This window comes from Lactobacillus juensis (genome assembly GCF_036246285.1).
Taxonomy (GTDB): domain Bacteria; phylum Bacillota; class Bacilli; order Lactobacillales; family Lactobacillaceae; genus Lactobacillus; species Lactobacillus juensis.
In genome coordinates, this window is the sequence record NZ_BTTS01000001.1 from 100,880 (window position 1) to 119,924 (window position 19,045).

At 35.4% G+C, this 19,045-nt stretch carries 20 protein-coding genes, 1 tRNA gene and 1 other annotated feature; of the genes, 17 read left to right on the plus strand and 4 right to left on the minus strand.

Translation table 11 applies throughout. The features are described 5' to 3' along the window. Positions 1–75 precede the first annotated feature (75 nt). The 3 genes from AAA926_RS00520 to AAA926_RS00530 all read right to left on the minus strand — a co-directional run bounded on the left by AAA926_RS00520 (position 76) and on the right by AAA926_RS00530 (position 4,061). Positions 76–2,475 carry a Xaa-Pro dipeptidyl-peptidase gene (locus AAA926_RS00520; RefSeq protein ID WP_198178912.1) on the minus strand — a complete coding sequence of 800 codons (2,400 nt, stop codon included), beginning with the start codon at positions 2,473–2,475 and terminating at the stop codon, positions 76–78. Between the two features lie 105 nt (positions 2,476–2,580). After that, entirely contained in the window at positions 2,581–2,958 is a 378-nt protein-coding gene (locus AAA926_RS00525) for an arsenate reductase family protein (protein ID WP_198178914.1), read from the minus strand. Positions 2,959–3,023: 65 nt separating this feature from the next. Further along, a complete protein-coding gene (locus AAA926_RS00530) occupies positions 3,024–4,061 on the minus strand; it encodes a PTS sugar transporter subunit IIC (RefSeq protein ID WP_198178916.1) in 1,038 nt (345 codons plus the stop codon). Positions 4,062–4,610: 549 nt separating this feature from the next. On the opposite strand from AAA926_RS00530, the gene AAA926_RS00535 reads away from it, so the two are divergent. The 3 genes from AAA926_RS00535 (at position 4,611) to AAA926_RS00545 (ending at position 6,681) form a co-directional block, all read left to right on the plus strand. After that, entirely contained in the window at positions 4,611–5,042 is a 432-nt protein-coding gene (locus AAA926_RS00535) for a hypothetical protein (RefSeq protein WP_052060376.1), read from the plus strand. 922 nt (positions 5,043–5,964) lie between these two features. After that, positions 5,965–6,147, plus strand: a complete 183-nt coding sequence (locus tag AAA926_RS00540; protein WP_198178918.1) for a hypothetical protein — start codon at positions 5,965–5,967, stop codon at positions 6,145–6,147. Positions 6,148–6,489: 342 nt separating this feature from the next. Next, the gene (locus AAA926_RS00545; protein ID WP_198178920.1) at positions 6,490–6,681 is read left to right on the plus strand and encodes a hypothetical protein; all 192 of its coding nucleotides are present in this window, start codon (positions 6,490–6,492) and stop codon (positions 6,679–6,681) included. A 207-nt stretch (positions 6,682–6,888) separates the two neighbouring features. Here the strand turns inward: AAA926_RS00545 and AAA926_RS00550 are convergent. Further along, positions 6,889–6,962, minus strand: a tRNA-Arg gene (locus AAA926_RS00550). 201 nt (positions 6,963–7,163) lie between these two features. On the opposite strand from AAA926_RS00550, the gene AAA926_RS00555 reads away from it, so the two are divergent. From AAA926_RS00555 to AAA926_RS00620, 14 genes are all read left to right on the plus strand, one after another. Next, complete coding sequence (locus AAA926_RS00555; RefSeq protein ID WP_198178922.1) at positions 7,164–8,927, plus strand: DUF2207 domain-containing protein; 1,764 nt, start codon at positions 7,164–7,166, stop codon at positions 8,925–8,927. Positions 8,928–9,009: 82 nt separating this feature from the next. After that, positions 9,010–10,341 (plus strand): DUF2325 domain-containing protein, encoded by a 1,332-nt coding sequence (locus AAA926_RS00560; protein WP_198178924.1) that lies wholly within the window; start codon positions 9,010–9,012, stop codon positions 10,339–10,341. Between the two features lie 156 nt (positions 10,342–10,497). Next, positions 10,498–11,337 (plus strand): YitT family protein, encoded by an 840-nt coding sequence (locus AAA926_RS00565; protein ID WP_198178926.1) that lies wholly within the window; start codon positions 10,498–10,500, stop codon positions 11,335–11,337. Between the two features lie 87 nt (positions 11,338–11,424). Next, positions 11,425–11,499, plus strand: a sequence feature (ribosomal protein L21 leader region). A gap of 13 nt (positions 11,500–11,512) precedes the next feature. Next, positions 11,513–11,827, plus strand: coding sequence for a 50S ribosomal protein L21 (gene rplU, locus AAA926_RS00570; protein ID WP_046332289.1), 315 nt, complete (start codon positions 11,513–11,515; stop codon positions 11,825–11,827). 7 nt (positions 11,828–11,834) lie between these two features. Further along, a complete protein-coding gene (gene rpmA / locus AAA926_RS00575; RefSeq protein WP_327059488.1) occupies positions 11,835–12,134 on the plus strand; it encodes a 50S ribosomal protein L27 in 300 nt (99 codons plus the stop codon). 139 nt (positions 12,135–12,273) lie between these two features. Further along, on the plus strand, positions 12,274–13,383 hold the full coding sequence (locus tag AAA926_RS00580) for a M24 family metallopeptidase (RefSeq protein WP_198178928.1): 1,110 nt from the start codon (positions 12,274–12,276) through the stop codon (positions 13,381–13,383). A 72-nt stretch (positions 13,384–13,455) separates the two neighbouring features. Beyond that, on the plus strand, positions 13,456–14,025 hold the full coding sequence (gene efp, locus AAA926_RS00585; RefSeq protein ID WP_198178930.1) for an elongation factor P: 570 nt from the start codon (positions 13,456–13,458) through the stop codon (positions 14,023–14,025). Positions 14,026–14,042: 17 nt separating this feature from the next. Continuing rightward, positions 14,043–14,501, plus strand: a complete 459-nt coding sequence (locus AAA926_RS00590) for an Asp23/Gls24 family envelope stress response protein (protein WP_045928272.1) — start codon at positions 14,043–14,045, stop codon at positions 14,499–14,501. Further along, a complete protein-coding gene (gene nusB / locus AAA926_RS00595) occupies positions 14,479–14,871 on the plus strand; it encodes a transcription antitermination factor NusB (protein ID WP_046332286.1) in 393 nt (130 codons plus the stop codon). Before AAA926_RS00590 ends, nusB begins: the two co-directional genes overlap by 23 nt. Before the next feature lie 54 nt (positions 14,872–14,925). Beyond that, entirely contained in the window at positions 14,926–15,777 is an 852-nt protein-coding gene (locus AAA926_RS00600) for a bifunctional 5,10-methylenetetrahydrofolate dehydrogenase/5,10-methenyltetrahydrofolate cyclohydrolase (RefSeq protein ID WP_198178932.1), read from the plus strand. After that, positions 15,764–17,131: an exodeoxyribonuclease VII large subunit gene (xseA, locus tag AAA926_RS00605; protein WP_198178934.1), complete on the plus strand. Its 1,368-nt coding sequence runs from the start codon at positions 15,764–15,766 to the stop codon at positions 17,129–17,131. Before AAA926_RS00600 ends, xseA begins: the two co-directional genes overlap by 14 nt. Further along, on the plus strand, positions 17,112–17,354 hold the full coding sequence (locus AAA926_RS00610) for an exodeoxyribonuclease VII small subunit (RefSeq protein WP_198178936.1): 243 nt from the start codon (positions 17,112–17,114) through the stop codon (positions 17,352–17,354). Before xseA ends, AAA926_RS00610 begins: the two co-directional genes overlap by 20 nt. A gap of 12 nt (positions 17,355–17,366) precedes the next feature. Beyond that, positions 17,367–18,233: a polyprenyl synthetase family protein gene (locus tag AAA926_RS00615; RefSeq protein ID WP_198178938.1), complete on the plus strand. Its 867-nt coding sequence runs from the start codon at positions 17,367–17,369 to the stop codon at positions 18,231–18,233. Next, positions 18,233–19,045 (plus strand): TlyA family RNA methyltransferase, encoded by an 813-nt coding sequence (locus AAA926_RS00620; RefSeq protein WP_198178940.1) that lies wholly within the window; start codon positions 18,233–18,235, stop codon positions 19,043–19,045. Before AAA926_RS00615 ends, AAA926_RS00620 begins: the two co-directional genes overlap by 1 nt.

The following is a 19,045-nucleotide window of genomic DNA, read 5'->3' on the forward strand; positions in this document are numbered from 1 at the left end:
AAAAGCAACTGTGTTTTTAACACGGCTGCTTTTTATGTTTAACTTTTAAAAGTTCTGGCATAAATAAAATTAGATTTATTTAGTACTAAATTTAATGGCAGTTTCAGACAGATCAATTGTGTAATCTGTATTTTCAAGAGGTCTTTTGGTCATTCCTTGATCAGTAGAATAAATAATTAAACAAAGTTTGCTGCCAGCAGGCATTGTGTAATAAGTTGGCTGTAATTTAAACTGCAAGTCATAAAACTCACCGGCTTTAATACTACGTGGCTTTTTCATATCTGCGTAATTCTGCAGATTCATGTGGGCTTTAGTAATTAATTTAGCATGAGTTAATTTGTCAGGCATAAATTCTTGCAAAGAGTCAAGTTGAAAATGAAAACCCAGTTCTTGTCCGCCAGACATTAAAATTTTGGGAGTAGGAGTTAAGCGCTTGCGATCAGCAATTTCTACCAGGGCGACGGAAATCTGTCCTTTGTTAAGACTTGATGAAACACGCAGACGTATTTCTGGTCGACCAACGATTGTTACTGGATGAATAAATTCATCCGTAGTAAAACGCAAACTAGCTTTTGACCATTTTTCTTCACCACAAATAAATTGGTATTGCCAGTCATTTTCAGAAATTTTTGCCTTTTTAAATTCAGTTCCACCAACATCGGTAAAGGAAAGTTTTTGTTTGCTGCTAGCATCTTTGGTTAACTCATTATCGTAATTAGGGAAATAAACAGTTTCGCTGCCAATGTCATTACACCAATCCTTTTCTTTGTGCCACTTATCTGCTTTTAGGTTATCCTGAATAAGCACAGTTGGCCACTGCTTGTATGCGTTATTTTCAATGCCCAGGAGTTCATGAACCAGCCATAAGTTCATTAGATCAGTAAAATCAATTGAAACCAAATTATTCATATTATAATGAGGTCCCTGATGCAAGAAAAGGTGATGTGCAACAGGAAGGTTTTTGACCTTTTGCCAAATTTTATAGACGTTCTTAGGCTTGACGTTCCAGTCATTTAGACCATGAACGCTAATCCAGGAGCACTTAATATTATCAGTATGATGGCGGTAGTTGCGTTTTTCCCAGAAATCTGAATACTGACCAGTTTTGCGATCAGCCTTTTTTAGTAAAATTTTCTGCATTTCGTCAAACTTAGGCTTAATTTTTAAATAATCTCCAGCATCCCACAAATTAGACTGACAAGTTTCTGCAAGCATATCCAAATCTTCACCTTGGCAATCTTCTGGTGCAATCACCAAGCCATGCTCGCGGTAATAATCATACCAGGAAGAAATGGCAGCTTCAGAAATGACTGTTTTTAAGCCAGCTACACCTGTAGTAGCAATGGCTATTTGCAGAGTCCCTAAATAGGAACGACCAGTCATCCCAATTTTTTTGTTACACCAAGTTGCTTTAGTTTCGTGTTGACGTGTTCTATCAGTGTAAGCAATGCGGTCTCCGTGCAACCATTCAATTATTTCCTTGGCACTTTCGGTTTCTTCCGGAGCACCAGTAATTCTGAGACCGTCGCTGCCCCGTGTTCCGATAGCGCCAGCAAATACGCTGGCAAATCCACGAGCCAACATATATTCATTCAGACCGTAAGAAGATTTGCCGACGGCTTGTTCTACCGGCCTAGATGAGCTTTCACTATCCAGCGGCTTTTTTGCTTTAACAATTGCAGAGGCCCGATATTGTGGATTAGTCCACTCAGTGGCATCAGTCAAATTTTCATCTACGTTGTGGTTGCGCTTTTCGTTATCAATGATACCGCCAAAATAGGGACTAGCAGTGTAAAGAGCAGGAACCGGTAAAGTTTCACTTTCAATTGGACGAAAAATTGTTGTTTGTAAAAGATCACTCTTCCCATCACCGTCTGTATCCAAATCACTTTCAACATAAACGACTTCTCGGATCACCTTGCTGGTATCAAAAACAGGCATACTTTTACCATTAAAAAAGAGAAACTCATTAGGTGCAAATTCCGTTTTTCTATTGTAAAAATAGCCTTGACCCGCCATGACATCTATTAGCAGTTGTCCATTTTTGGCACGAGTATTAAGCAAACGATAAAAAGCTTGAATAAGAGATTTCTTGTCGTTAATTTTCTCAATGTAAGGTAATGCCTGCTTTCCCATAAAAGCCAAAGGGTCATTTAGTTGATAATCATAGCCAACATGGTAGCCAAGAAGTTGCAATGCAACATTATAAAATTGGCTAGAAGTGATTTCCTCGGGATTGGTATCTAAAAAAGCATTAAGAGTCTGGACATCAGAAACTGCAAACTCAGCTAATTTTGCTTTACGGGCACTTTCGTCTCGTGGGTCAATCACTGCCACTGCATTTGCAGTAAGTTCACCTAAAAGATTTGAAAAAGAGCGTTTTTCATAATTCATTGGTAAAAATTTAATTTGCAGTAATTCTTTAACTTGTGTTTTGTAATCAGTTTTCACATAAGCATATTGATTATATTTCATAAAATTCTCCTTTTTGTATTATTTTACCTGTTATGCCAAATATTAGAAAGTCAGTGGTGAGAATAAAAAAAGAGGGTTACTAAATAATTAGAACCTTCTTCTTTCTTAGTTATCATTTTTCTCGGATTTAAGCCACACCTCTTGGTAATTTTTTTCATTAAAACCACAAGTGAGCTGATCATTTTCAACCACTAATGGACGTTTAATTAACTTACCATTTTTGGACATCATGTCAGCGGCATCTTCAATAGACATATCTGCTATCTGATCTTTGAGATGTAATTGACGATAATCTTGCCCGTGAGTATTAAAAAAGTACTTTAACCCACGGTCCTGATGTTGACTCATCCATTTTACTAGATCTTCTTTTTTTGGTGGCTTTTCAACCAAATCTTGAAATTCAAATTTAACATTGTGATCGGTCAGCCATTTTTGAGCAGCTCTTGAAGTTGAGCAGCGTTTATAACCATAGAATTTGATCATTTTCATACCCTCCCTATTTAATTATAGCAACAAGTTATTAAAACAAGAAGGATAGAGATTTTAAACTAACTGAAATCTAGTTCAAAGTCTTTGCTGGTAAAAAGATGAACTTTGTTATTAAAGAGGTAATTCATTGCGATACCTAATGCAATAGGTAACACAAAGAAAAGAACAGCAATCAGTAAAATATTAACCAAATTCGCTGGGCGATTTGCCATGGCGGCAATAGGGCCAATTAATCCCGAAAAGCCAAATCCCGCACTCATCGGTGTACCTTGAATTTGAAATACTGCACCTAGAGCACCCATTATACCGGCATTAATTAAAAGCGGGATAAGTAATTTGGGATTAGTCATTAAATTAGCCATTTGCATTTTAGGAGAACCCAAGAAGTGGGCTATTGAGGTACCAAAACTATTTGCTTTCCAACCGAAAACAGCTAAAGAAAAAGCAACAGCTGTAATACCTAAATTGGCAGAACCGGAAGCTATACCAGAAATGCTTATCGCGGTGGCGATACCGACTGAAGAAATGGGGGAAACTATAAGCAACCCAAATACTATTCCCATCAACATTCCCATAATAATTGGTTGCAATGCCGTCAATTTTTCAACACCGACTCCAATCAAACTGGTTAATTGACCAACAGGGATGCGCGTAAGACAGCCAATTCCTCCGGCAATTAGCAGAACAAGCAGTGGAACTAATAGAATTGTGTATGCTTTTAATTTCTTACCAAAAAACAAAACTAGGCCGTAAGCTATCATAATAGTGATGGCCGTGTTAATAACGTCACCACTGCCCATTACTGCAACTTTACCTTTGTTCATCACAAAGTTACCAGCTCCAGCTGTTGCCGCTAAAGCAATAGATGAGGTTTGGATTGGTGTTAATTTACCAGTCATACCGACACAGACAGCACTGATTGCTGGCAACAATGCCGAAGCAAAGGTGGTCAAAGCTAAAATAAAGCTTAATTGAGGCATGCTTGGCAGCAATGCTTTTACCAATTGATTAATTAGGGCTCCAGGAATTAAAGCAACAACTATACCCGTTGATAAGCCATTTAGTGTATCTAACGTAATTTTTTTCAAAGTATTCATTTTACTCTCCCAATAAAAAACTCACACAGATGACGACAACTGTGTGAGTTTTTAGAGAAGAAAGTACTTAAGTCTTTAAAACACACAATTGTCATGAAGATTGAACTGTGTGTCTAAGACAATGACAAACTAGGCACTCAGATCAAATAGCTGAAGTACCAGAAATAATATTTTACTTGCGGTTGATTAATTTTTTGAATTGCCGTCATAATCTTTACCTCTCATAAATATTTAAGAAATATCATAACTTAACAACATAAAAAAAGCAAGACTATTTTTAAAGAAAATTTTTCATTGGTATATCAAGCTTTAAACACTTAGTAATTATCTCGTTTAAAGAAATAAGGTTAGTTAATTATTAAAAAATTGGATATTCCTTTTGTTAAAACAGCTAGCGCAAAGTTGATAATATTTTTGAATAACTTTTTAATAACTACTAGAATAATGTCGAGTAAAATATTGAATAGGTTTTACAACAAATGATTATAGAAAGAAGTGTTTATTATCTCACTGTTTATTAATTGCATCAGTTTTTTAGGAGATTGGTTGTTGTTTGCCTTTCCTCTTTATCAGGGATTAATGGAACTTTATGATTATGAATGGTTTTTGAAAGAATTTAACCAATCGAGTAAAGCACAACCAAAAATTTCTCCTTTGTACTGGATTATACCTATCGTCAAAATTTATCTTGAAAAACGGCGTGCAGTCAAAATTCTAGGTAGTATTATCAAAAATGAATCTGATTTGCGTACAGCTATGAGTTTTATTGATAAAGCTACAGCTTGGTATTTTGTTTCTCTTGGTGGTTGGTTGAAGATGGTATCTTCTCTATATGAATTTATCGGAGAACTTCATGAAGACAGCATTTTATTGCTGGTTATCGGAACAGTTGTTTTAACTTTTTTGGGAATTTTCTCAGGTTATTACCGGTTAAATCCTAAACGGCAAAGGGTGCTGATATCAAAAATCAAGAAAAATTAGTGGCAAGCTGGTTAAATAGTAGAAAAGATTCTGTTTTTGATTAAAATGACTTATTATTTAAAAGAGTCTGGGAAAAAACTAGTTCTCAGACCACGAAAAAAGAACGATGATTTCATCGTTCTTTTTTATACTTTTAGCTTCTGCCTTGATATTATTAAATCGCCACAAAATAAAAACAAAAAGAAGATGTAAAAACGCACAACTGGGTAACACATAATTTGGGGAATACAGACTACAGCGATCCTTACGACTATTTGTCAAGTTTTGCTAGCTACGGCAGCTTGGACAGCTGTCTCCTCATAGGTCTCTACAATAAAAATATCTAACAGTTTGAATGGTATTTTTTGCTTCTTTTGAAACTTATTACCACATTTGCAACTCTATATTTTCCAATAGTTGACATGTATCAATATGTTATTGATAAAATAAAAAAAGAGCAAAAAATTGAAAAAGAAAAAATGAAATTTGATCATTATAATTATTTTTAATTTTTTAAATAAAAAAACTCCCAAATGGGAGCTATAAAGTAAAAGAAGTTTGAAAGTAACTTCTAAATTAATATTAACTTTTTTTAGAAAAAATTGCAAAACATTATTTGCGATGTACTCTAAAGAATGTATTACATAATATGTAAGGAGGTGAGAGACATGAAGAAAAAAAGAAAACAAAAAAAGTTCTAAAGCTTCAACTTTAGAACTTATAGGAACAGGTGCTTCAATCATATCAGCAATAATAGCACTGCTCGAGTACTTACATTTAAACCCTAGTAGCAAGGGGAAGCCAGACACTCCCTTATTGCTATAATATAAAACACTATAGAGGAAATAGCAATGAGTAAACGTACCTCGTGGACAATAATTTTAGTATGTGCAATTATTATAATTGTTTTAAGAGTATTAATGATGTTGAGAGGATAAAATTTATGGCAACTGATGCTAGAAAACGGGCTAACAATAAGTGGGATAAAAATAATAAAGAGCGTTTGTTGTACTTAAATAAGAGGTCGACTGCTAAAAATTTTATTTTAAAATTAGCCACTGAAGAAGACCTAAATAGTAATGAAAAATATGTGATTGAACGTAAAAAATTATTAAAAAGTTGTTGACAATATACATCCATAGGTATATTTATAAGGAGGTAAGGAGATGAAGAAAAAAAGAGAAAATAAAAAGCTACTATCGAGCTCCACTTCAAAATAAATCTCAGAATAATAGCTTTTAAAATCATCTATAAAAGATGAAAAACAGGGAAAAGGTTTCTCTTCTTTGCTTTTTATAAAAACATTATATTATAGAAAAGTATCTGTTACAATGAATAAAATTTATAACTTTGAAACTAAAAAAGGAAATTTGACAATTAAAACAAAGATTGACTTAAGACGCAAAACATTCTGTAAAACAATATTAGTTACAGTTATGGTAATTGTTTTAATTTTAGGAGTGATCAAATGGCTAAACTAACTGAGGCTCAAAAGCGAGCAAATAAAAAGTGGAATGATGCGCATAAAAAAAGAATGAATTATATTAGGAGAAGGTCAGATTCTAAAAATTTCATTCTTAAATATGCAGATGAAGAAGATTTAGACAAAACATTAGAATACATCAAGATAAGAAGAGAAGAGCTAAAACAGGATAATTGATCACTTTTTTAACATTTGGAGATCTTAAAAATCCCATAATGTATATTTATAAAGGAAATAGAAAAATAGCTCTAGCTTAAATGCTAGGGCTATTTCTATGTTAGCCAAAATGTTAGCCAACTTTAAATTTAATAATAATCAATAAAAACAAAATTATTGATATAACGGGATTTATAATTAGTAAAAACCAATAAAAACTATTTAGAATGATCCGGGTGAGATTCGAACCCACGACCCACGGTTTAGAAGACCGTTGCTCTATCCAGCTGAGCTACCAGACCGACAGTTTTGCGTATTCTCGCGCAAGAACATTAACTATTATAGAGAAAAGTTTTTGTAATTGCAACCGAAAATTTCTTTTTTGTCCAACTTATTTTTAAAGCAAAATAGGTGGCAAAGTTAAGGGAGTGAAAATTGATTTGTTAATTGTATTTCATAATCTGTATAATAAAGAAAAGTGAAGAACGAAAGATAGGAAAAATATGAAACATAAAATTCTAAAACTTGTATCTCTTTTGGGAATTCTATTATTTTGTTTTGTTTCTGGACAAGAAGTAAAAGCCGATGTTGATTATGATATTGCTAAAAACATTACTACAGCTAAAGTTAATTCAGACGGCTCGTTGACGATGAAAAGGGCAATTACGTATAAATTCAACAGTTCTGCACATGGAGTTTTTTATCGCCAAAATCTGCAATCGAATCAGAAAATCGCTGATGCGTCAGTAAAAGTGGCAGATGGCAACGACAAGGGCCGCAAAACTGATGATTATGATCTTAAAAGAAATAAAAAGGGCTACCGTTTTAAAGTATTTCACAATATAAAGAGTAATAGTCGCTTTACTGTTACTTATTTTTACCGTATCACTAATGCCATTACCAATTACCGTGATGTAGCCGAACTTAATTTTAAAATTATTGGCGACGGTTGGGACACCGACTTAGACTATGTTAAAGCAAGCGTGATTTTTCCAGGACCGGTGAAAGGTTTAAAAGCATGGGCCCACGGACCACTTGATGGTCATCTGCAAGTTAATCCTCAAAAAGGAAAAATTGTCATGACAGCTGAAAATCTTGCTGGTGATACCGGGATTGAAGTGCATACTATTTTTCCTCCTAAAATCACTGCCAATAATCAAAACGTCAAAAATAAGAATCACCGCCAAGCAGTGATAAAACAAGAGAAAAAATTAGCACAGTATACTTTATTAAATCAACAAAAAAGGGCAAAAAGGAGTCTTTTGCTAATTGCTTTGAGCTTAATTGCAGGACTTTTAGGCATCATTAAGGGTTTTAGAGCCAAAAAAATTGGTTTTATGCCCCGCAAGAGTCATGAATTAGCTCATAACTATGAAATACCTGACGTGGACCCAATATTAGCTCAAATTTTGGATACTGCAAAGCAACCGGATAATCGCGCGTTTACTGCCTATTTGATGGAACTGGCAGCACGGAAAAAAATTGAGATTGAAGATTATAAAACCCATCTTAAAACTTATTATCGGATAACTGCGATAGACGAAAGCATAGTTGACGAGAGCCGTTTAATGAAAACTCTTTTTAACAAAATTGGGGACGGAACTAGTTTTACCACCCAGGCCCTAAAAAAATATCATGGTAAAAAACTAGGAAGCGACTTTGATTTTTGGGCAGGAGATTATTTTGACAGCAAGGAAAAGCAAGTATATTTGCCCGATTCGTTAATAAACCGTAAAAATAGAAATTCTGCCATTATAATTTTAATGATGGTCATCAGTTTTGCTGCTTCTGTAATAGCTCTAATGAGCTCACTTAAGTTTATTTTAGTGATAGTTTTTGGCGAAGCTTTTATCCTAATTTTGAATTTACTGGCGCTGATTTTTAATGTCAAACGTACCGGTATTTATTCTGAAAAAGGAAAGATTGAAACCGAAAAGATACGTGGTTTCAAGAAAATGCTAAAAGATATCGGTAAGTTTAAGATGAAGGATGTTGGCGACCTCATTTTGTGGGAAGATATCATGCCTTATGCCGTAGCTTTTGGTTTAGCCAATAAAGTAATGAAAGAACTGAAAATAGAATTCAGTCAAGAAGAACTGGCTCGTAGTGATTACTTTTACTATGGTTTTGTTTCTAATACCGGCAAAGATAGCTTTTCTGCTAACTTTGATTCTTGTTTTAACGACAGTATATCTACCGGCTCAAGCAGCTTTTCCAGCGGCTCATCCGGTGGCTTCGGTGGGGGTTCCGGTGGTGGAGCTTTCTAATTTCTGACTTCAAGCCTGGCATTGAGCTAGGCTTTTTTGCATTTGCTATACTTAAGTAAATAACAAAAAGACAGGTAAAAATATGTTCGATTATCGCAATAATTTAAAAAGGATTCTTAATCAGACTGGTGGAGATGAGAAGAGCCTCAAGAATGGTTTGGCCGCAATAAAACTAATCCTGGGCATGACTGATAATGCAGATCAAAAAAATTCAACTGGCAAAGTTAAAAATACCATTGAAGTTGATTTACAGCAGCTTAATTTATTACTAACAAGTCTAACGCAGCTAATTACTAATCCCGCAAACATTTCAGCTAAAAATACAGCACTTTCGGCTGTACAAAAATTAACGCTTGCCCAAGGTATCAATAAAGAATACCGTCAAAATTTAGTTGCTTTAAAAGAAGCAATTAAGTCAATTGAGGTTTCTAAAGATTTAATCAATAAAAAAGTATTTGAGCAAGCTGTCGCCACACCTAAAAGACCTACTAGAGATTACCGCAAAGGAAAGCGATATACAGTGGTTCGCTTATTGTCAGGCTGTGATTTGATTAATGATAGTAATAGGACCGTTTATACGTTAAAAGAATCGCAGATCCATTCCTTGAATTTGAAAAGTGGAGATATTGTTGAAGCTGTGCCAGAAGGAAAAAATTCTCACTATGAAGCGACCATTTTAAGGATTGTTGGCTTTCGTGAACTTCCTAGTATGGAAGTTGATTCCATTTCAACATTCAAATATGCGGTAGTTCAAGGACGACCTGGACACTTGGCCATTTCACATAATGCTCAGGGCAAGAAATTGCGAGTTCATGGTAAAGCAGTTCTTTTATCAGTAGATTCAAGTAAATACTGGGATGAAAATATTAAGCTAGTTGATGGTTCAATTGTAGATTTAGCTTGGTACGATGGGGATGTGCGCTTGAGAAAGAACCCCGCTGAAGCTATTCAAATTCGCTGGGTTTATCAACTTAACCAGCCCCAGCAAACTATTGGCACCAAAAAGAAAAAAAGTACTGCTGAATCAAAGAAAGATGATTTACCTAAACTTGCGATGGACCTACATTATCAAAGAGTCGGAATTGCGATTGGTAATAACCAAAATGAGGCCATGCTAGAAGGAATAGTTAACAGGTATAATGGAATTCCAATTCCTGTTGATGCTTTTCAGGGCAGAAAAAAAGTTATTGAAAACCAAATTAAAGATTTAGACATCGTGATCTTGGTTACGGCTTTTGCAGCTCATGACAGTACCTGGAATATCAGTGAGTTTGCCAGCAAATACCACATCAAATTTGCTGTTAGTTCTAGTAAAGGCTATCAAGCGTTTGAGCGGGCATTATACCGCGCTGAAAAAGGTTTACCAGCATATGAAGGCAATCAGACGATTAGATACCAACTTGCTGATCAATAAAATTTATAATTTCTTAATAATTTAAGATAATATCCTTTTATTTTCTTATCCGTGCTCTTTTGGAAATAATTAAGCTTAACAAACCCCGTATTTCTTGCATAATCTAGCTATTTTCCTGTAAAATATAAAATAACAATTTTATGGAAGGAAGATGAGATGGACACACAAAAGCAAACTCACACGTGGCAATACTGGCTCTTTTTCTTAGCTGGTTTGGAAATAATTACAATTTCTGTTAACTTTTTTTATGCTCCGATAAATGTTGCTGCTGGTGGCTCCACAGGGATCTCAATATTGATTGAAGCCGTTTGGGGAATTAACCGATCAGTTTCGGTATTTGTAGTAAACGGCTTAATGTTAATTTTAGCTGCCATATTTTTAGGCAGGCAAACTTTGAAAAAAGTTGCTCTGGGCAGCCTTTTAGTACCTGTTTTAATGGCAATAACCCCCAGCTTTAAATTAACCTCAAATAACATGCTGGCGGTAATTTATGGCGGGGTTTTAATGGGTATTGGTGTTACAATGCTCTACCGAATTAACGCTTCATCTGGAGGAACTACAATTCCCCCACTAATTATAAAAAAATATTTTTATGTTGATCCTGCTATATCGCTAATGGTCATTGATATGTCGGTCATTGTGCTAAATATTTTTGTTGATGGCACTGAAGCTTTTTTACTGGCAGCTTTTTCTCAGGTCATTACTACAATTACTATGCGTTATACTGAGACTGGTTTTGACAAAAAATACCAAGTCCGCATAATGAGTAACGATAAATTAGATAAAATTAGGCAGATGCTTCAGCAGGATTACGATGGCTTGACTGTTTATAACGTTGTAGGTGGATACAGTGACCAGGACAAGCAACAGTTAGTAATAATTGTTGATACTAATGAATATGGTCAATTAGTTGCCAAAGCCCGCGAAATTGACAGTGAAGCATTTATTGTTACAGAAAATATTGCTAAAGTACACGGTGGCAAGTGGCAAATTTAATACTAAACGGTCTAGTAAAAAGGGCATTTTTTATTGCCAACTAGACTTAAGAGTAGTATTATGTAGTAGTTGTATTTGTGGATTCCTCCACATCTGCAACCGCACATTTCGGGGTAATAAGTCTTTTACGGAGCACCTCGATTGGCGAGTCTAAGTAAATTTTGGAGGGTAGTAAATGTACGCAATTATTAAAACCGGTGGCAAGCAATATAAAGTTGCTGAAGGCGATAGTGTTTTTGTTGAAAAGCTTGATGCTGCAGAAGGAAAAGAAGTTACTTTTGATGAAGTAGTTCTGACTTCGGATGGCAAAGATGTTAAAGTTGGTACACCGTTAGTTAAAGGTGCTAAAGTTGTTGCTAAAGTTGAAAAGCAAGGTAAGGAAAAGAAAGTAGTTACTTTCAAGTACAAACCTAAGAAGCACTCACATTCAAAATATGGTCACCGTCAACCTTATACTAAGGTTACAGTTGAAAAAATTGAATTAAACTAGAGGTGAAATAATGATGAATATTTTAAATCTTAAATTATTAGCCCACCACAAGGGTGGAGGTTCTACTGCTAACGGCCGTAATTCAGCTGGTCGTCGTTTAGGCGCTAAAGCTGCAGATGGTCAAACCATTCATGCTGGTTCAATTATTTATCGTCAACGTGGTACAAAGATTCACCCTGGTAAAAACGTAGGTCAAGGTGGAGACGATACTTTATTTGCCTTAGTAAATGGAGTAGTTAAGTTTGAGCGGAAAGATAAATACAGAAAGCAAGTTTCTGTTATTCCGGTTGAAGAAGAAGCTAAGTAATTTAGTTCTTAAACAAGAAGACGAAAAGCATATGCTTCTCGTCTTTTTTCTGTTTTAATTTGATAAAGAATAAGTTAGTAATATCTCTCTTTTTAGGGTTAAAATTAAGGTAAAGATTGATATACAGGAGATTATGGGTATGACTGAAAAGGATGAACTATTAACGCTGCTTAACCGGCGAATAAATAAGGTTACTGAACTAATTAAAGAGCGCAATGCCGATGGACTGTTAATTTTTAATCAAGCTAATTATCGTTACCTGACCAATTTTACTGGTGAAGAAGCTCAATTGATTTTAACTTCAAAAGGAGATCGAATTTTACTTTCCGACTCACGTTTTGATGACCAGATCAAAGCAGAGGCTCCGGGGGAAATTAAAGTGGTCATGAAAAAAGAGGGTCAAGACCTTGAAATTACTAAACAATTACAACAGGCAAATTTAAAAAAAGTTTTAGTCGAAGGCGAATTTGTTTCTGCAGTTGAGTTTGCAAACTTGCAAAGATTAAATTCCGGCATCGATTTCGAAATATGCGAAGAATTTGTTGAACAAGTTCGTAATGTCAAAGACGCACTTGAATTAGAAACTTTGCGTACGGCAATTAACATCTCAATGGATAGCTTTAATGAAATATTGCCTCTGATAAAGCCAGGTGCTGTTGAACGAAAAATCGGAGCAAAATTAGATTACTATTTTAAAATTAATGGCGGCGATGGCCCTAGCTTTGATACCATTATTGCCTCTGGGATGCGTTCTGCATGGGCTCACGGTGTTGCCAGCGACAAAATGATTGAAGATGGTGATATGGTTGTGATTGATTTTGGCGCGTTTTACCATGGTTATGCTGCTGATATTACCAGAACTGTTGCTGTCGGCAAAGTTGACCAGGAAATGCACAAAATTTATGAAATTGTTCATGAAGCACAGAGACGCGGTATTGCAGCAGCAGTTGCAGGTAATCATGGTAGCGATGTTGATCGGGCAGCCAGAAGTTACATTACAGAGCAAGGGTACGGAGAGTATTTTGGTCATGGTATTGGTCATGGCATCGGCTTAGAAATTCATGAATTATGTCAACCTGCTTTGCCTTTCGGCAAACAAGAACTAGTAAATGACATGGTTCATACAGTTGAACCCGGAATTTATTTACCGAATAAAGGCGGTGTCAGAATTGAAGATGACATTTTAATTCATAATCAAACCCCTGAGACACTATCTACTTTACCTAAAGACAACTTAATTTCTTTATAAAAGATAAATAATAATTATAGTAAAATCGCTTACTAATTGGTAAGATAATATTATGGAGATGAGGTACTCAATATGACAATGATTTCAGTTAATGAATTTAAAAATGGCTTAACTATCAAGTATAATAATGACTTATGGCGTATAGTTGAATTTCAACATGTTAAGCCTGGCAAGGGTAGTGCATTTGTTCGATCAAAGTTAAAAAGTTTAAATACCGGAGCAGTTCAAGAATATACTTTCCGTTCTACTGCCAAGGTAGAAACTGCCGAAATTGAAACCAAAGCTATGCAATACTTATATAATGATGGTTCCAGCTACGTTTTCATGGATACAACAACCTATGATCAATTGGCAATTCCTAATGAACAAGTAAAAGATGAAGCCAAGTTCTTGAAGGAAAATATGAACGTAAGTGTCATTATGCATGATGGTAAAACATTGGGAATTCAATTACCGAATACTGTTGAATTGACGGTTGCCAAAACGGAGCCTAATATTAAGGGTGATACTTCATCAGGTGGTGGAAAGCCTGCAACTATGGAAACAGGCCTGGTAGTAAACGTACCTTTCTTTATTAATGAGGGAGACGTTTTAGTAATTAATACGGTCGATGGTACATACGTATCTCGCGCAAATAAATAATTTTTCGAGGTAAAAAAATGGCAGATAGTTCAAAAATTGTCTTAGATGATCAAAATAACGGCGAAGAAATTGAAATCGATCCTAGTGTTCTTGAAGTTATTATGGGCATTGCTGCCGAAAAAGTAGATGGAGTTGCCGAAATGCACGGTGACGTCAAGTCCGGAATTAACCGCGTTTTAGGAAGAGAAGATCGTGGCAGAGGTGTGTCTGTTAATATTGATGATGAGCATAACTTGATTGCTGATGTTTATGTCAGTATTGAAGCCGGAAAAAATGTGCCTGAAATAGCAATGGATTTGCAAAAGACTTTAAAGCAACAGGTTTTGCAGATGACCGATTTAACTCTTAGTGAAATTAACGTGCATGTTACTGGGCTTGAATTTCCAGATGATGATAATGAAGATGGCAGCGGAACCTCTCAGCTATTTTCCGACATAGATGAAAAGGGTAAAAATGAATCAACACGAGAGTCGTAGAGTCGCAATGCAAGCTGTTTATCTGTCTAATCAGGACTTAAAATATACAGCTAATGAAGTTGAAGCTAAAACTGTCGCAATGCTTGATTTAAAGGTACTTTCCGCCTATTCAAAAGAATTAATTGAAGGTGTAATTGAAAAACGGGATGAATTAAAGGGTGAACTCGCCAGCTATTTGAAAAAGAACTGGCGTATTAACCGTATTAATCAAATTTCGTTGGCCATTTTGGAAGTTGCTTTGTATGAAATTAAATATAGTAAGGAAATTGAGCCAAAAGCTGCGGTAAATGAAGCTTTGAACTTATGTGATGAGTTTGCTGATCCTAAAGATAAGCCATTTATTAATGGCATGTTAGCAAACTTTATCTAAAATATCTTATAGTCGGCTTTAGGCCGACTATTTTTTTAGAAGAGGAAAAAGAAAATGGGTCAACTTTTAGATGGCAAAAAGTTAGCTAATATTCGTGCAGACATTCTTCAAAAACAAGTATTAAATTTGAAAAAGTCGAAAATACAACCACTATTTTGCGTAATTAATATTGGTCAAGACCCTAGTAGCAAAATCTACTTAAAAACCAAAAAAAGAAGAGCAGATCAAATTGGTATTAAGCAAAAATTATTTCAATTACCGTCTACTGTTTCACAGAAAGAATTATTAGAACTTATTGACAAACTTAATCATGACAAAAATGTTAACGGCATTATGATTCAACTACCGGTGCCGAAACAAATTATTTTAAATGAAGCCTTGGCAGCTATTGACCCTGAAAAAGATGTTGATTGTCTGACGCCAACTAATATAGGACGCTTGTGGCAAGGAGATCATTTTGTAGAACCAGCGACAGCACATGGTATTTTAGCTTTACTAGATCACTATCATATTAGTTTAAAGGGTAAGAATGCTGTAATTATAGGTAGAAGCAGCATTGTGGGCAAACCGTTAGCTGCATTGATGCTTGAAAGAGATGCAACTGTTTCTATTCTACATTTGAAGACTAAAAATTTGGCTGAATATACTAAGAGAGCTGATATATTAGTTTCGGCAACAGGCCACCCTAAATTAATAAAGGCGAATATGATTAAAAAAAATGCAGTCATTGTTGATGTAGGAATATGTCGAGTTAATGGCAACATAGTCGGCGATGTGGATTTTGCTAAAGTTGTAGCGATTGCCAGTTTCATTACACCTGTTCCAGGTGGAGTTGGTCCCCTTACAGTTGAATCCCTGATGGAACAAGTTGTTCAGTTAACAAGGAGAAATAATGGAAAACAGTAAGTACCTTACAGTTTCTGATTTAAATTATTATATAACTCAAAAATTTAAAAACGATCCTTATTTACATAAAGTTTTTCTTCAAGGTGAATTGTCTAATTTTCGTTATCGGCGCAATTCTCACCAATATTTTTCACTAAAAGATGAAAAATCAAAAATAAATGTGGTCATGTTTCGATCGTATTTTGATAAAGTGAAATTTAAGCCTGAAGAAGGCATGAAAGTATATGTAACTGGCTATGTGAGTGTTTATGGCCCACAGGGCTCCTACCAGTTTTATGCGGAATCGATGGAGCCTGCTGGATTAGGAGCATTATATGAACAATTAAAACAGCTGCAAAAAAAGTTGGCTGGTGAGGGACTTTTTGATCAAAGATATAAAAAGTCGCTTCCTCATTATCCAGATTATATTGCTGTTGTGACAAGTGCTTCAGGTGCAGTAATTCATGACATCTTAGTAACCGTGAACAGGAGATTTCCTCATGCTGAAGTTGATTTATTTCCAGCTCAGGTTCAGGGAGATTCTGCAGCTGATTCATTAATAGCATCAATGAGGCAAATAGCTCAATTTAAAGATAAGTATGATGTTATGATCATCGGTCGAGGTGGGGGCTCGCTTGAAGATTTATGGCCTTTTAATGAGGAAAGCGTAGTACGACAGGTTTTTGATATGAAAATGCCGGTCATTTCTTCGGTGGGTCACGAAACTGATACTACACTATGTGATTTAGTTGCTGATGTGAGAGCAGCGACTCCAACTGCAGCAGCTGAATATGCTACTCCGAATTTACCAGATGAATTGGTAAATATTCGCCAAATACAAAACAGTCTGGTTTCCAGCATGCAAAATATTATTAGAGCCCGCCGTGATGTTTTAAACCGTATCGATAATTCAGTTATCATGAGAGAGCCAGCAAGACTTTATGATGAGCAAGCACAAACTTTAGACCTTTTGCGAGACAGACTTCATAATGATATGGTGCGGCAGCTGGAACGCAAAAGGCAAAATTACCAGTTGGCTAAACAAAGTCTTGTTACAGTCAGCCCTAATAAAAAAATCAAGTATTTTTTGCAACAAACAGATTTTTATGATCAAAGATTAGTTGCTAATACAGAACATTTTTTACAGGCAAAACGTAACGCTTTAGGTCAAGCGGAACAACAACTTAACGATTATGATCCCGACAGAATTTTACGTAGAGGATATGCATATGTTAAAGACCAGAAGAATAAAACGGTCAATTCTGTAAGTCAAATTGCGGTTAAAGATGAAATCAGTATCAAATTTAAAGATGGTATAGCAACAGCAGTTATCAGTTCAATAAGGAGAGAAAAAAATGGCGATAAAGAAAAATAATTTTGAAGAGGAATTGACTGAATTACAAACAATTGTTAATAACTTGGAAAAAGGCGATATTCCTTTAGAGGATGCACTTGAGCAGTTTAAAACTGGAAAAAAATTAAGTAACGATTTAAATAAAAAATTAACTGAAGCAGAAGAAACAGTTGCTAAATTGATTGATAGTGATGGAACTGAACATACACTTGATCCTAATGACGCTGCAGCACCTGAAAAATAGAGAAGATTTGAAATGACTTTTAAAGAATTCAAAGAAAAATGGACTCCGATAGTAGATAACTATTTGAAAGAGCATTTAAAAAGTGAAGTTTCTGACAGTAAAATTAGTCAGATTATGTCTTATTCAGTAATGGCTGGAGGTAAAAGGTTGCGTCCCCTGCTTTTTCTAGCAACGCTTGATGCACTTGAAGTTAAGATAAATGACGAAGAAATCAGGATTGCAAGTGGAATTGAGCTGATTCACACTTATTCATTAATTCACGATGACTTGCCGGCTATGGATAATGATAATTATCGGAGAGGAAAATTAACGAGTCACAAAAAATGGGGTGAGGCTGAAGCTATCCTTGCTGGAGATGCTTTGTTACCAATGGGCATTGAATGGATTTCTGAGGGTAGTAATTCAGCTAAATTAGTTAAAATAATTACTCGAGCTGTTGGTCCTAACGGCATGGTTGGTGGACAATATTTAGACATTGATTCTACCAATAATGATAGCGTCGCAAACGATTCTGCATTTATTAATAAAATGGAATGGTTAAAAACAGGTTGTTTAATCAAAGCCTGTGTTGAAATGGCAATTGAATATGCTAACGCTGATTCTTCTCAAAAAAAGATGCTAATTCAGTTTGCTGAAGATTTTGGACGTTCATATCAAATTTATGATGATTTAGTAGATGTGGTCGAAACTTCTGCAGAAGCTGGTAAAAAAACGCATAAGGATTTAGAGAGCGGCAAGAATAATACTTTGACTTTGCTCGGTGTTTCAAGAAGTCGTAAAGAGCTGACTGACTTAATGAATGATGCTCAAAATTGCTTAAAATCTATTGATGCAACTGTTTTGGCTGGATTTCTTGATTTATATAAAAAGGTATTATAATGGTCAAAGAAAGAGCAGATGTATTATTAGTCAAACAAGGAATGTTTAATTCCCGGACCCAAGCTCAACGGGCAATAATGGCAGGTCTGGTTTCGGATCATAACCATCAGAGAATCGATAAAAGTGGCACTAATTTACCGGTTGATGAAAAGTTTTTTGTAAAAAAATCGGATAAAAAGTATGTATCACGGGGTGGCTTTAAACTGGCTAAGGCCTTAAAATCTTTTCAAATTGACTTGACCAATAAAATTTGTCTGGACATCGGTGCCTCTACTGGAGGTTTTACTGATGTCGCTTTACAAAGTAAGGCTAAGATGGTGTATGCCCTCGATGTGGGCTACAATCAGCTTGCATGGCAACTGCGTGATGATCCTCGCGTTGTAGTAATGGAAAAACAGAATTTTCGTTACAGCAAACCTGAAGATTTTACTCATGGTCTACCTGATTTTGCAATGACTGACGTTTCTTTTATTTCCTTAGATTTGATTTTGCCACCAATGTTTCAGATTTTAAAAGATAAATGTGAGGCTGTTTGTCTGATAAAGCCTCAATTTGAAGCTGGTCCGGAACATGTTGGTAAACATGGGATAGTACATGATCATGAAGTCCACTGTGCCGTTATTAGGCATACCATTGATCAGGCAAAAGCTGTTGGCTTCAACGTTCTCGGCCTTGATTATTCACCAATAAAAGGTGGTAAAGGCAATATTGAGTTTTTGATACATTTAAAAAAAGATGAAAAAGCTGGTGGTAAAGTAATGTGGTCTGGGAATCCAGAAGAATTAGTTGCCCAAGCTGTTGCCAATCTTTAG